The following is an 11708-nucleotide window of genomic DNA, read 5'->3' as shown; positions in this document are numbered from 1 at the left end:
GCTAGGCTGGGCGTCTCACCCATTGGACGTGTCGACAGGAGGGGTGGTTGTGACCACCGAGGTGCGCCGTCTGCGCAACTACATCAATGGCGAGTTCCGGGACGCCGCCGACGGGCGGACCATCGATGTGGTCAACCCGGTGACGGAGGAGGTCTACGCGACCTCCCCGCTGTCCGGCGAGGCCGACGTCGATGCCGCCATGGACGCCGCCGCTGCCGCCTTCCCCGCGTGGCGCGACGCCACGCCCGCCGAGCGTCAGCGTGCCCTGCTGAAGATCGCGGACGCCTTCGAGGAGCGCGCCGAGGACCTTATCGCGGCCGAGTCCGAGAACACCGGCAAGCCGATCGGGCTGACCCGCACCGAAGAGATCCCGCCGATGGTGGACCAGATCCGCTTCTTCGCCGGCCCGCCGTGCGGCTCCGCCGGACCTCGGCCCCCCGCGCGGCCCCACCGGGCCCCGGCCCGGTGGGGCCGTCCCCTTCTGTGGGGGTCGGTGCGGAACTGCCGTCGGCGTGGGATGCGGGGCCCGAGCGGTGAGGAAGGGCCGCATGCACCGGACCCCGGGCCCCGGCGTGGGCGCATAGGCCCCGGCCCGGCGCGGGGAGGTACGGGGACCGTTGGTGCACACGCGGCCGGGCACTGCATGCGGAATCGGTCACCGCGCCGGGCGCGTCTCCCGCGTGCCCGCCGCCCGCTCCACGCGTCACCCGGGGCGGCGACCGCACGGGCACCCCGTGGACGGAGTCCGGCCGCAACGGCCGGTCTCCCCATGGCGCGTGCTCCCTCGATTCGGAAGGATGCTCCGGGCGGCCGGCGGACAGGCGGGCCGTACCGGCAGTCCCACCCCGATGGAAACGGAGCGCATCGATGACCTCTGCGGCCCCCCACGACCTCGTCGTCACGCAGGCCACCCTCGACGACTGGCCGGTGATCAGCGGGTGGGCGGCGGCCGAGGGCTGGAATCCCGGACTGTCCGACGGGCCCGCCTTCTTCGCGCAGGACCCCGAGGGGTTCTTCCTCGGCCGGATCGACGGGGAGCCGGTGTCGGCCATCTCCGTCGTCAACCACGGCCCCGACTACGCCTTCCTCGGCTGCTACCTGGTCCGCCCGGACCTGCGCGGCCAGGGACACGGGCTGACCACGTGGAAGACCGCGCTGGCCCACGCCGGGAACCGCACCGTCGGCCTGGACGGAGTCGTCGCCCAGCAGGACAACTACCGCCAGTCCGGCTTCCGCCTCGCCCACCGCACCATCCGGTTCACCGGCACCGCTCCCGACAGCGGCACGCCCACCGGTGTCCGCCCGGCCGGGCCCGCCGACCTGGCCGCGCTCACCGCCTACGACGGCGCCTGCCACCCCGCCGACCGCCCCCGCTTCCTCGCCGAGTGGCTCGGCACGCCCGGCCACCGTGCCGTCGTCCGTGAGGACGGCGGTCGCCCGACCGGCTACGCCGTGCTCCGCCCCGGCCACGACACCCTGCGCATCGGCCCGCTCTTCGCGGACACCGCCGACGACGCCCGGGCCCTGTTCGCCGCCCTCACCGCCGAGGCGGCCGGCAACGAGGTGGCGATCGACGTCCCCGAGCCGAACGCGGCCGGCATCGCCCTCGCCGAAGAGGCGGGCCTGCGCCCCTCGTTCGAGACCGCCCGCATGTACACGGGGCCGGTGCGCGGACACGCCCGGGAGCGGGTGTTCGGCGTCACCACCCTCGAACTCGGCTGAGTCTCAGCCGACGCCGGCGTTCCCGGTGTGGTGGCGGCGGTGCAACTCCCGCACCTCGTCGACGAGTTCCGGCACCGGCCCCTCCACGGCCACGCCGGGCGCGATGTCCCGCACGGGCAGCGTGCGCACCGGTGGCGCGGGCACGCCCCACTCGGCCAGCAGACCGGAGAGCTGGACGGAGGAGACGATGTACACGATCCGGCCGAGCCCCACCCAGGCGTGCGCCGCCGCGCACATCGGGCAGTGCTCGCCGGACGTGTAGACGGTCGCCGCCGCGCGTTCCCCGGGCGTCAGGTGCGCGGCCGACCAGCGGGCCAGCTCGAACTCGGGGTGCCGGGTACGGTCCCCGTCCGCCACCCGGTTGCGGTCCTCCGCCAGCACGGTCCCGTCCCCGCCCACGAGCACCGACCCGAAGGGCTCGTCGCCCGCGTCCAGCGCCTCTGCCGCCAGCTCCACACAGCGGCGCAGATACCGCAGCTCACTGTCCCGTACCATCGGCCCACCTCCTCACGGCATGATCCCCGGCGGGGCAGGTCACGGCCACCGCGGCCGACCCGGCGGGCGCTCGTGCCTCGGTGGCAACGGCCGTTCGCCGGGCGGGGAAGGCGTGCCGGCGTCCGGCCGCGACCGTCGTGAGCGCCAGCAGGACCGGCGGCAGCGCGGTCCAGGGCAGGACCCCGGCGCCCGCCGCGTCCAGCGCCAGCCCGCCGGTGAGCGAACCGGCGGCGATGCCCGCGTTGTACACCGTGGTCTGCAACGAGGTCGCCACATCGGCGTCGGCCGGCCCCGACGCGTCGACCAGCGCCGTCTGGATCAGCGTGGGCGCCCCGCCGAAGGCCGCACCCCACAGCGCCACCGCGCCGACCAGCAGCCCGTGCACCCGGGCGCCCACCCCCAGCACCAGCAGCGCGGCCGCGACCAGGGCGAGCGCCGTCAGCAGGGTGGGGCGTGGCCTGCGGTCGACCAGCACACCGGTGAGCCAGACGCCGGCCACCGTGGCGGACCCGAACACCGCCAGCAGTACGCCGGTGGCGCCGTACCCGGCCTGCGCGGCGAACGGGGCGACGTACGTGTACATCGCCTGGTGCCCCAGCAGCAGGAACAGCGTGACGCACAGCACCGGGCGGATCCCGGGGCGCGCGGCGACCCGGAACAGGGGCGCTCGCGCGTGCGGCGGCTCGCCCGGGAAGCCGGGAACCCGCAGCCGCACCCAGCCCACGAGCAGCGCGGTGAGCACGGCGAGGGTGCCGAACGCGGCCCGCCAGCCCACCGCCCCGGCCAGGGCGGTACCGGCGGGCACGCCCAGCGCCAGGGCCAGTGTGATCCCGGCCAGCACCACCGCGATGGCCCGGCCGCGCCGCTCGGGCGGCACCATCCGGGCCGCGTACCCGGCGAGCATCGCCCACAGCGTGCCGCCCGCCGCCCCGGCCAGCAGCCGGGCCGCGACGGTGAGCGGGTACGACGACGACAGCGCCACCAGCGCGTCGCCGGCGGCGAAGCCCAGCAGCGCGCCGCACAGCACCGGCCGCCGGGGCAGTCCCCGCAGAGCGGCGGTCACCGGGATCGCGGCCACGAGGGAGGCGGCGGCGTACGCGGTGACGAGGAATCCGATCCGGGACTCGGCCACCCCGAGCGGGGGCGCCATCGCGGGCAGCAGGCCCGCCGGGAGGAGTTCGGCCAGTACGGCGGTGAATGCGGCGCAGGACAGGGCGAGCAGCCCCGACCACGGCAGGCGACCGCCCTCGGCCTGGGAGGACAGAGTCATGCGAGCATGGTGGAAGCCTCACATCAGTGTGAGGGTCAAGCGTGGGTCGGGAGGCCGGCATGCGGATCGGTGAGCTGTCCCGCCGTACGGGCGTCCCCGCCCGGCTGCTGCGGTACTACGAGGAGCAGCACCTGCTCCACCCGGAACGCACCGGCAACGGCTACCGCAGCTATCCGGAGTCCGCGGTCGCGCGGGTGGGGCAGATCCGCGGCCTGCTGGACTCGGGCCTGACCACCGGGATGATCCGGGCGATCCTGCCGTACCTCTGCGGCCCGGAGCACCTCGTGCCGGCTCCCGAGGACGTGCCGGCGGAGACGGCCGCCCTGCTCCAGGGGCACATCGACCGCATCCAGGCCCGCATCGACTGCCTGGCCCGCAACCGCGACCGCCTCACCGCCTACCTGGCGGCGGTACGGCCGGACGGCCGCTGACACACTGTCACCTGCCCGGTAAATGCGTTGTGCCGCCCGGTTCGGCGTGCTGAAGTGAGGCCATGGATCATGCCTCGGTGCTTGCCGTGTACGACCGGGACCTGCGCGAGGGTGCCCGGCCCGACGGGCCGGGGGCCCGGATCGAGCGGACCGGTGGGGTGGTGCGCCAGGTCGCGGACGCGCACGGCTGGAACGGTGTGCTCTGGTCCGGCCTGGACGCGGCGGACGCGGACCGGGCCGTCCGCGAGCAGATCGCCTACTTCACCGGGCTGGGACTGGACTTCGAGTGGAAGCTCTACGGCCATGACGAGCCGGCCGACCTCGCTGACCGGCTGCTCGCCGCCGGGTTCCGGGCCGAGCCCGCGGAGACGCTGATGGTGGCCGAGGTGTCCGGGCTCCCGCAGGACACCGCGCCGCCGGCCGGCGTCCGCTTCGTCGAGGCCACCGATCCGGCCGGCGTCGACCTCGTCGTGGACGTCCATGAGCGGGTCTTCGGGACCGACGGCAGCGGGCTGCGGCACCGGTTGCTGACCCGCCTGGCCGCCGACCCCGGCACGGTCGTCGCCGTGGCCGCCCTCGCCGGCGCCGAACCCGTCGCCGCCGCCCGCATGGAGCTGGTGCCCGGCACCCGGTTCGCCGGGCTGTGGGGCGGCGGCACGGTCGCGGCCTGGCGGGGCCGGGGCATCTACCGCGCCCTGATCGCCCACCGCGTCCGTGTCGCCGCCGCCCAGGGCTACCGCTACGCCCACGTCGACGCCTCGTCCATGAGCCGTCCCATCCTGGCCCGTCTCGGCTTCCACGCGCTGAGCACGACGACGCCCTACGTGTACGAGAACTGACTCAGCGCCGGGCCCGGCTCCGGTCCAGCGCGGCCACTCCGGCGGCCGCGAGGGCTATCTGGATGAGCCACTCGATCCAGTCGGGCCCCTTCGTGTCGGCGACGCCCAGCCCGGCGGCGATCGCCGAGCCCAGCAGCGCGGCCACGATGCCGACGACGATGGTCCACAGGATCCCGATGTGCTGCCGCCCGGGGACGACCAGCCGGCCCAGCACACCGATGACGAGGCCGATGACGATGGCGCTGATGATGCCTGAGATCTCACCTACTCCAGGACCGGCAGGCCGCTGAACAGGGGCGGAGCCGCCCCAAGAAGATCATCTGGGAGAGCCGTGGGAAACGGAGGCGTCCAAAGCCCAGCCCCCACAACCTCCTTCTCCCACACCGCCTGAAGGTACTCCACGATCCGCTCCTCCATAGGCACAGTCACCTCGCTGTAGACGCCCTCCACGCCAGGCAACTCGTGCCCCATACGAGCCTCCACCGCAACCCTGGAGATGTCACCGGCCTCGTCCAGCTTCGCCTTGTGCCAGTGCCGCAGACGGTAGATGGGCTCACCGGCCAGTTCCGGGACGGCCGGGATCGCAGGCCGAGCCGGCCGCGACTTCTGCGGCCCCGCAGCGCGCGCCTTAGCGCCGTCGCGCATTGGATACCAGTACGTACCGTCGAAGTCCGTTTCCAGCAGCGGCTTTCCAGCGATGGACAGAAACACCCACGGCTCGCGATGAGAGGCGAGAAGCGCCGCATGCATGGCATGCAAGAACGGCGGGATCACCAGTGTTCTCCAGCTGCCGTATTTCGGTGTCGCCAGGAATGACTTCCGGCTCACCTTGTACGCCTGGTACTGGACCCGGAGTGCGGCCATGTGCTGGTACCGGTCCACCGCTTCCTCGCGCAGCTCAGGATCGGGCTCCGACTGGGGCCAGTGCACAGAGGAATAGCCGCGCTGGAACCCATACATTTCTCCGGGTGGCCGCATGCCAGTGAACGCGATGGTCCAGATGTACGCCCAGCCCGGGAACCCCCACACCGTGTACGCGTTGCATGCCAGCTGGTGCACGGCTGTCGTGGGAAGCTGCCGCTTCACCCGCCGTGTCTGCTTCTTCTCGTACTTGCCGCGACGCCGCTGCTCAACGATCGGGGACTCGTCGCGCAGCTTGTACCTGACGACGGCATCATCCATCAGCATCTTGAAGACGCCGAGCACATTCTTGGCGTAGTTGTGCGAGTACTTACCTCGCACGTACCTTTCGAACGTGGCGTACTCGACCGGCGTGATCTCGTCCACTTTCCATTGGAGCCAATACGGCTTGATGACCGAGTTCAGCCGCGACTTGTACGTGTTGTTGGAGCGCACGCGGAGCGAAGTCTCGGCAAACCACAGGTCGCAGTACTCGTCCATCCCAAGGCGCTCAGTTGCCTTGCGGCGGTTCCGCTTGTTCCGCACATCGGATTCCCGGTCCAGCCCGAAGGTGTACGCCTCGTCCTCGTCAGCGAAGGGGACACCGGGCTCCGGACCACTCGCGGAATCGTAGCGCTTCTTCTTCGTCGGCTTGCCGGCGTCATCCAAGTGGTATTCGCCTGACCACCACTTGACGCGGATGGAGTTGCCGCGCACTTCGACAGATGGCATTGGACACCCCGTGCTGCTTGGTGAGTTGGGTGGCGTGGCGGGCACCCCTGCCGCCAACGCCTCCACTGGACTGCCTGTCTACGATGCCCGTCCTATCGGACAGCCGCCGCAGGTTTCGCAGTCCTGGCCCTGCGCCTTCATGAACCGCCTCACGCGCACCTGACTTGCGCGGTCTCCGACGGCTTCGGAGGACAGGACACACACCTTCTCGCCTGCTACCTGGGTCGTGTAGCCGAAAGGCTTCGGCCCAAGATCGAGATAGATGACATTACTCACCTGGCCCCCTTTGTCGCCTGGGACCTCCCCGGGTGGAGATGTCAGCGTCGCATGCCGAACGGGTGAGCGGGAGGGGGTTGTTGAGGTTTCATCAGCATCCGGAGGTTACGATTCGGTCACGGTGAAAAGGTTGTACGGTCGATCGCCCCAGATCAGGAGCCGTCCGTCACAATCCCCGCCCTTCGCAGGTTCTCCACAAGTTCGTTCACAAAGGTGTCAAGCTCACCGACCTGAGCAGTCGGGAGGGTTGCCCTCGCTGTATCCCATGCCATCTGCCGCGCCTGCTCCTCGCTGAGCGACGCAGGGGCCGACGCTGACACTGGCGCCTCGCCGGCGAATACCGGCTCTCCGCCTTCTGCGATGGCAATGCAGCTGCCGCTGGCCCAGCCGAGCGCCTTGTCGATCTTCGTGTAGGTGGACTCGCGCACGTCCAGGCCCTCCTCGACGCGCTTCCACGTGTTGCGTGTGACGCCTGCTGCGGCAGCTGCTGCGTCGCGTGACGAGTACTGCTCCAGCCGGTGCGCCTTCACGTGCTTCGCGAGGCGGTCGAGATCACGAGTAGCCATGTCGACATGGTCTCAGGTCCAACCAGTTCCAGCTAGTTCCAACCAGCTATACGGCTGGTTTCGGTGCGTGACGGGTCATCTGCAACCAGCAAAGCCATGGCCAACAGGGTCAACACGGGTCAGTAACATCCATCAAGGGGTAGACAACCAGGGTCAACTAGGGTTAACTCGAAGCATGCACCAACCGACGACCTTCGAGGTCGACGGGGACGCGATCCGCGAGGAGCGCATGCAAGCGGGGCTAACCCAAACCGAGTTGGCCAGACAGGCGGGAATCAGCCCCCGCTACGTCAGCCACCTCGAAACAGGCACCCGCAGACGCATGGGCCCGAAGCCGTACAAGCGCCTCCGCACCGCCCTCAACGCGACTGACGAGCGCCTCCGGCGAAAGCCCCCTCGCCCCACCGAGGACCCACCCCCACCCCCAGAAAGGGAATGACCCGTGCCCACGGACAAGACCCGCTACCACCAGCCGCAGCCGCCGGCCGACCCGGACCAGGAGTACATGACCGTCCAGGAGACGGCCTACGTCCTTCAGGCCAGCACCAACTGGATCCGCCGCCTGCTGCGGGACAACCCGCACCTCTGCGGCCGGAACGGCAACAAGCGGATCGTCATCAACCGCGAGCAGCGGGCCGCGATCCACGCCATCCGCAGCGGAGGTGACCCGCGCACCGGCCGTTCGATCCCGAGCCAGCGCCGCCGGCCCGCCGCCCGCACGCGGGCCGCTGTCGCCGCCTGACCCCCACTCGCGCCGAAGGGCCGCCCAGCTTGCCCGGCCGGCGACCCCACGACTCGGCGCACCTCAACCGAACACGATCGAAGGAGAGGCCACCGATGGCCACATCATTCCAGACCAGCACCACCGGGATCACCCCGGTGTACCCGTTGCACGAGGCGCCGCTCCCCAAGACCGCGTTCGTCGACAGCCGCGGCGAGACGTGGGTACCGGCGGGCCACACGAGCGCGGGGGAGTTGATCCTCGCGTGCCCGGAGCCGCTGAACGAGGACGACCGCGGTGAGGGCCCGTCGTTTCCGTGGACGCTTCGCGTGGTGGAGGGGTTGTTCGGGCCGCTGACGGCTCTGGCGGACCTGGAGGAGCGCCGGCTGGTTGAGGTCGACACGGAGTTCCTGGAGATGTACGGGCCGGACCAGCGGGCGTGGAAGCGCTGGCAGGTCGAGGCGTACGAGGCCGCGATGGCGAAGGTGTTCGCCGAGTTCATCCCGGCGGTGGCGGCATGACTGGGATCTCGCCGCTCGCCATGAAGGCGAAGCAGGTCATCGAGGCGCAGTGGCTGCACGGCCCGGCGTACGACCTGGCGACGCAGGCTGCTGAGGCGCTGGAAGACAGGCAGATGTTGCAGTCTCCGGAAGCTGCGCGGGAACTGGTGGCGGACGCGGTCCGGGTCGCTGAGGAAGCAGTCGCGGAGCTGCGGCGGGAACACGAGGAGTCCGCGCGGCTGCGGGCCCAGCTGGAGGAGCTCCAGCGGAAGTACACGCTCGACACCGCCGAGCTCAAGCGTGAGCGGGACGCCCTCCAGGGGCGGGTCGCCGAGTTGACGGTCGCGGTCGAGACCCCGGAGCTGTGCGCGGACTGCGGTCACATGGAGGACGCGCACAAGGGCGACGGCGACACGAACTGCACGGCCTCGGGCGCGCGGCTCGCCGAGTGCACCTGCGCCTTCTTCATCCCCCGCTATGACGCGGCCGAGCTGGTCGTCGCACCGCCGCAACCGGGCGCCGCCACGTGATGTGGCTGCTGAGCCTGTCCGGGCTGGCGCTTGCGTTCCTCGCGCTGTGGCTGCTGCAACTGGCCGCCGACATGCCGCGACCGCCGCGCACGCCCCGTCCGGCTCCGGGTCCGCGTGTCCCGCATTGGGCGCGGACCGGCCACCTCCCACCCTCTCCTTCTTCTTCTGCGGCTGCTGGCCGCCATCGCCGAAAGGCCACCCGATGAGCACCACGACTCCCGTGGACGGGCCGTTCCCGATCCGCGTCAACGCCACCCCCTCCGGCTGCGAGTTGGACGTCTCCGCGTTCCTGTTCAAGGCCGTGTTCACCGAGCTGATCACCGCTGCTGACGAAGACCCCGAGGGTCTCGTCGAGGAGCTGAAGGACATGGCGGAGCTGTTGCGGTCCGCTGTCCACCAGGGCCGCGACTCGCACGCCCGGCACGAGTTCGACGCGCGGATGGTGCAGATGCTCGCCGAGTACGCGGGTGACGGTCTGATCCCCGTGTACGGCGCGCAGGTGGGTCGGCTCCGTGACCGGCTCGCCGAGATCGCCGCCCCGCGTCCCGTCCCCGCCCAGCGCGAAGGGAGCGCGGCATGACCCTCGACACTCGCATCTACGTTCTCGACAAGGTCGACCCGCACGAGACGTTCCGCTTCTGCCGCGAACTGCTCGGCGCCACGGATCGGCACATCTGGTACGACCGCCAGGACAAGACCTGGCGCAAGGGCGAGTCGTTCGTCGAGCCGGGCAACCCGTGGACGGTCGGCAATGAGCTGGGCCAGGGACTCCCCGCCCTGCTCGACGTCTCGTACCGGCCCGACGCTCCCCTCCGTACACCGGAGCAGGCGGCAGAACACGACGAGGACATCTGCAACCTCCCGGGCGTCTCCTGGTACGACCCCGAGGCTGGCCCCTGCGACGGCACCCACTCCTGGACCCGCGCCTGCTGGCTGACCGTCTCCTTCGACACCGCCTACGGCTACCGCGACGAGCGCGGCTACGGCTGCGGCGACCTGCACGCCGAGTACGTCGCGAAGCTCGGCCAGTGGTTCGACGCCAAGGGCGTCCGCTGGGAGTGGATGAACGAGTTCACCGGTGAGATCCACACCGGCTATGAGCGGCTCATCGACCTTCAGTCCGGCGGCTTCGAGGCCAGCGCCTGGTTCCGCACCACCGTCCTGCCGATCATCGCCGCCGAACGGGGTGAGCCCCGATGACTGCGCTTCAGCCTGAGATCACGGCGCTCGTCGCCCGGCAGCAGCGTCTCGCCGACGGCATCGCCGCCGAAGCCCGCCACCAGATGGACCCCGCCGAGGGCCCCATCGAGACCGCGTTCGCCCAGCTCTGCTGCGCCCACCCCGAAACCTGCTCGTGCGAGGCCGACTACCCCGGCTGGATTCCGGGAGGCACCGCATGAGCACCGCCGCCCCGGCCGCGCCCACCGGCCGCCTCGCCGACCTCCTCACGGTCATCCGCCGCCACGGCGGGCGCTGGACCACCAACCGCGCGTTCGCCGCCTACCGCCACCACCCCGCGCTGACCGGCATGCCGCTCGGCAAGGTCCGCACCGTCGCCCGTGGCGACCTCCGCGACCTCGCCGCGTGGGGCTGGCTCGTCGCCCACGACGACACCGGCCGCCGCGAGTACAGCCTCAACACCCGAAAGGACGTGCGCTCGTGAGCGCCGAACTCGTCAAGCACCAAGCAGCCCCGGCGGCCACCCTCCCCGAGAAGATGCAGTACGCGAAGGCTCTTGCCGAGTCCGGCATGCTGCCCGGCCAGTACCGCAAGCAGCCCGCCAACCTGCTGTACGCCCTGGAGTACGCCGAATCGCTGGGCTTGCACCCGATGGCCGCCATCACCGGGATCCACGTCATCGAAGGCAAGCCGTCCGCATCCGCCGCCCTCATCTCCGCCCTAGTGCGCCGGGCCGGGCACAAGCTGCGGGTCCGCGGCAACGACCAGGAGGCGGTGGCGCAGATCATCCGCGCCGACGACCCGGACTACACGTTCGAGGCACGGTGGACGATGGCTCGCGCCGAGCAGGCGGGCCTCGCACGGAAGGCGGTGTGGAAGAACTACCCGGCCGCGATGCTCAAGGCCCGCGCGATCACCGAGGTAGCCCGCGACGCCTGCGAAGAGGCCCTGTCCGGGATGCACTACACGCCGGAGGAGCTCGGGGCGAACGTCAACGCCGACGGCGAGATCGTCGAGGCCGAGGTCCAGCAACTGCGCCGCGTGCAGCAGGGCGAGCAGGACCCCTGGGCGGCACCCGCGCCTCAGCCGAAGGGCACGCTCGTCGTGGACCCCGAGTGCATCGTCACGCACCCGGAAGGCCAGGCCATCGTCGACGCAGCCGCTGAGGCCACGCACCGGGCCGAGGTGAAGGCACGGTGGGCCGAGGCCAAGGATGCGGAGCTGCTTCACGCGATCGTCAAGGCGCCGGACACCGGCGAGTGGGAGATGGTGCGGGAGTACCTGTCCCGCCTCGGCAAGGCACTCCCCGAGGGAGCGCCCGCCGCGTCCGACGAGGACGACGTCACGGACGCCGAGGTCGTCACCGAGGGCGAGACCGAGGCCGACGTCGCCGAGCGGGAACTCCGCTCCGCCGCGAAGGCCGCGGGCCTCGACAACCTCGACGAGGAGTTCGAGCGCTCCTACGGCCTGCCCATCGCCCAGGCCGGCGCCCAGCAACTGCGCGAGATGACCGCGCTCCTCACCGGCTCCGCCGCCTGATCCCTCAC

The 11708-nt window shown here is 71.2% G+C and carries 17 protein-coding genes and 1 pseudogene; 13 read left to right on the top strand and 5 right to left on the bottom strand.

Going from position 1 to position 11708, the window contains the following annotated elements:
* Window positions 1-49: 49 nt before the first annotated feature.
* Together ABZV94_RS05455 and ABZV94_RS05450 are read left to right on the top strand one after the other, a co-directional pair.
* Window positions 50-406: pseudogene (locus ABZV94_RS05455) on the top strand (aldehyde dehydrogenase family protein); the annotation flags it as partial.
* 461 nt (window positions 407-867) lie between these two features.
* The gene (locus tag ABZV94_RS05450; protein ID WP_356337433.1) at window positions 868-1722 is read left to right on the top strand and encodes a GNAT family N-acetyltransferase; all 855 of its coding nucleotides are present in this window, start codon (window positions 868-870) and stop codon (window positions 1720-1722) included.
* 3 nt (window positions 1723-1725) lie between these two features.
* Here the strand turns inward: ABZV94_RS05450 and ABZV94_RS05445 are convergent, their stop codons facing one another.
* A complete protein-coding gene (locus ABZV94_RS05445; RefSeq protein WP_356337431.1) occupies window positions 1726-2217 on the bottom strand; it encodes a nucleoside deaminase in 492 nt (163 codons plus the stop codon).
* On the bottom strand, window positions 2201-3487 hold the full coding sequence (locus ABZV94_RS05440) for an MFS transporter (protein WP_356337429.1): 1287 nt from the start codon (window positions 3485-3487) through the stop codon (window positions 2201-2203). Before ABZV94_RS05440 ends, ABZV94_RS05445 begins: the two co-directional genes overlap by 17 nt.
* A 59-nt stretch (window positions 3488-3546) precedes the next feature.
* Between ABZV94_RS05440 and ABZV94_RS05435 the strand changes: the two genes are divergently transcribed.
* Entirely contained in the window at window positions 3547-3918 is a 372-nt protein-coding gene (locus ABZV94_RS05435) for a MerR family transcriptional regulator (RefSeq protein WP_356337426.1), read from the top strand.
* Window positions 3919-3980: 62 nt separating this feature from the next.
* Window positions 3981-4757 carry a GNAT family N-acetyltransferase gene (locus tag ABZV94_RS05430; protein WP_356337424.1) on the top strand — a complete coding sequence of 259 codons (777 nt, stop codon included), beginning with the start codon at window positions 3981-3983 and terminating at the stop codon, window positions 4755-4757.
* 1 nt (window position 4758) lies between these two features.
* Here the strand turns inward: ABZV94_RS05430 and ABZV94_RS05425 are convergent, their stop codons facing one another.
* From ABZV94_RS05425 to ABZV94_RS05415, 3 genes are all read right to left on the bottom strand, one after another.
* A complete protein-coding gene (locus tag ABZV94_RS05425) occupies window positions 4759-4977 on the bottom strand; it encodes a GlsB/YeaQ/YmgE family stress response membrane protein (protein WP_356337439.1) in 219 nt (72 codons plus the stop codon).
* A 44-nt stretch (window positions 4978-5021) separates the two neighbouring features.
* Entirely contained in the window at window positions 5022-6389 is a 1368-nt protein-coding gene (locus ABZV94_RS05420; RefSeq protein ID WP_356337422.1) for an integrase, read from the bottom strand.
* A gap of 428 nt (window positions 6390-6817) precedes the next feature.
* On the bottom strand, window positions 6818-7231 hold the full coding sequence (locus ABZV94_RS05415; RefSeq protein ID WP_356337419.1) for a helix-turn-helix domain-containing protein: 414 nt from the start codon (window positions 7229-7231) through the stop codon (window positions 6818-6820).
* On the opposite strand from ABZV94_RS05415, the gene ABZV94_RS05410 reads away from it, so the two are divergent.
* From ABZV94_RS05410 to ABZV94_RS05370, 9 genes are all read left to right on the top strand, one after another.
* On the top strand, window positions 7230-7670 hold the full coding sequence (locus ABZV94_RS05410) for a helix-turn-helix transcriptional regulator (RefSeq protein WP_356337417.1): 441 nt from the start codon (window positions 7230-7232) through the stop codon (window positions 7668-7670). The genes ABZV94_RS05415 and ABZV94_RS05410 overlap by 2 nt on opposite strands.
* 3 nt (window positions 7671-7673) lie before the next feature.
* Window positions 7674-7973, top strand: coding sequence for a DNA-binding protein (locus ABZV94_RS05405; RefSeq protein WP_356337415.1), 300 nt, complete (start codon window positions 7674-7676; stop codon window positions 7971-7973).
* Between the two features lie 95 nt (window positions 7974-8068).
* A complete protein-coding gene (locus ABZV94_RS05400; protein WP_356337413.1) occupies window positions 8069-8473 on the top strand; it encodes a hypothetical protein in 405 nt (134 codons plus the stop codon).
* Window positions 8470-8982 carry a hypothetical protein gene (locus ABZV94_RS05395; RefSeq protein WP_356337410.1) on the top strand — a complete coding sequence of 171 codons (513 nt, stop codon included), beginning with the start codon at window positions 8470-8472 and terminating at the stop codon, window positions 8980-8982. Before ABZV94_RS05400 ends, ABZV94_RS05395 begins: the two co-directional genes overlap by 4 nt.
* A gap of 202 nt (window positions 8983-9184) precedes the next feature.
* Entirely contained in the window at window positions 9185-9562 is a 378-nt protein-coding gene (locus ABZV94_RS05390; RefSeq protein ID WP_356337408.1) for a hypothetical protein, read from the top strand.
* Window positions 9559-10182, top strand: coding sequence for a hypothetical protein (locus tag ABZV94_RS05385; protein WP_356337407.1), 624 nt, complete (start codon window positions 9559-9561; stop codon window positions 10180-10182). Before ABZV94_RS05390 ends, ABZV94_RS05385 begins: the two co-directional genes overlap by 4 nt.
* Window positions 10179-10382: a hypothetical protein gene (locus tag ABZV94_RS05380; protein WP_356337405.1), complete on the top strand. Its 204-nt coding sequence runs from the start codon at window positions 10179-10181 to the stop codon at window positions 10380-10382. The genes ABZV94_RS05385 and ABZV94_RS05380 overlap by 4 nt, the downstream gene beginning before the upstream one ends.
* On the top strand, window positions 10379-10645 hold the full coding sequence (locus ABZV94_RS05375) for a hypothetical protein (protein ID WP_356337403.1): 267 nt from the start codon (window positions 10379-10381) through the stop codon (window positions 10643-10645). Before ABZV94_RS05380 ends, ABZV94_RS05375 begins: the two co-directional genes overlap by 4 nt.
* Window positions 10642-11700, top strand: coding sequence for a hypothetical protein (locus tag ABZV94_RS05370; RefSeq protein ID WP_356337401.1), 1059 nt, complete (start codon window positions 10642-10644; stop codon window positions 11698-11700). The genes ABZV94_RS05375 and ABZV94_RS05370 overlap by 4 nt, the downstream gene beginning before the upstream one ends.
* Window positions 11701-11708 lie beyond the last annotated feature (8 nt).

This window comes from Streptomyces sp. NPDC004658 (assembly GCF_040609555.1).
In the GTDB taxonomy this organism is placed as follows: domain Bacteria; phylum Actinomycetota; class Actinomycetes; order Streptomycetales; family Streptomycetaceae; genus Streptomyces.
Note: the sequence above shows the minus strand (reverse complement) of the source record. Positions and strands in the feature narration are given on the sequence as shown.

Coding starts and splice junctions, on each gene's coding strand:
- ABZV94_RS05450 (WP_356337433.1), top strand. CDS start 868: ATGACCTCTGCGGCCCCCCACGACCTCGTCGTCACGCAGGCCACCCTC.
- ABZV94_RS05445 (WP_356337431.1), bottom strand. CDS start 2,217: ATGGTACGGGACAGTGAGCTGCGGTATCTGCGCCGCTGTGTGGAGCTG.
- ABZV94_RS05440 (WP_356337429.1), bottom strand. CDS start 3,487: ATGACTCTGTCCTCCCAGGCCGAGGGCGGTCGCCTGCCGTGGTCGGGG.
- ABZV94_RS05435 (WP_356337426.1), top strand. CDS start 3,547: ATGCGGATCGGTGAGCTGTCCCGCCGTACGGGCGTCCCCGCCCGGCTG.
- ABZV94_RS05430 (WP_356337424.1), top strand. CDS start 3,981: ATGGATCATGCCTCGGTGCTTGCCGTGTACGACCGGGACCTGCGCGAG.
- ABZV94_RS05420 (WP_356337422.1), bottom strand. CDS start 6,389: ATGCCATCTGTCGAAGTGCGCGGCAACTCCATCCGCGTCAAGTGGTGG.
- ABZV94_RS05410 (WP_356337417.1), top strand. CDS start 7,230: ATGTCGACATGGTCTCAGGTCCAACCAGTTCCAGCTAGTTCCAACCAG.
- ABZV94_RS05415 (WP_356337419.1), bottom strand. CDS start 7,231: ATGGCTACTCGTGATCTCGACCGCCTCGCGAAGCACGTGAAGGCGCAC.
- ABZV94_RS05400 (WP_356337413.1), top strand. CDS start 8,069: ATGGCCACATCATTCCAGACCAGCACCACCGGGATCACCCCGGTGTAC.
- ABZV94_RS05395 (WP_356337410.1), top strand. CDS start 8,470: ATGACTGGGATCTCGCCGCTCGCCATGAAGGCGAAGCAGGTCATCGAG.
- ABZV94_RS05390 (WP_356337408.1), top strand. CDS start 9,185: ATGAGCACCACGACTCCCGTGGACGGGCCGTTCCCGATCCGCGTCAAC.
- ABZV94_RS05385 (WP_356337407.1), top strand. CDS start 9,559: ATGACCCTCGACACTCGCATCTACGTTCTCGACAAGGTCGACCCGCAC.
- ABZV94_RS05380 (WP_356337405.1), top strand. CDS start 10,179: ATGACTGCGCTTCAGCCTGAGATCACGGCGCTCGTCGCCCGGCAGCAG.
- ABZV94_RS05375 (WP_356337403.1), top strand. CDS start 10,379: ATGAGCACCGCCGCCCCGGCCGCGCCCACCGGCCGCCTCGCCGACCTC.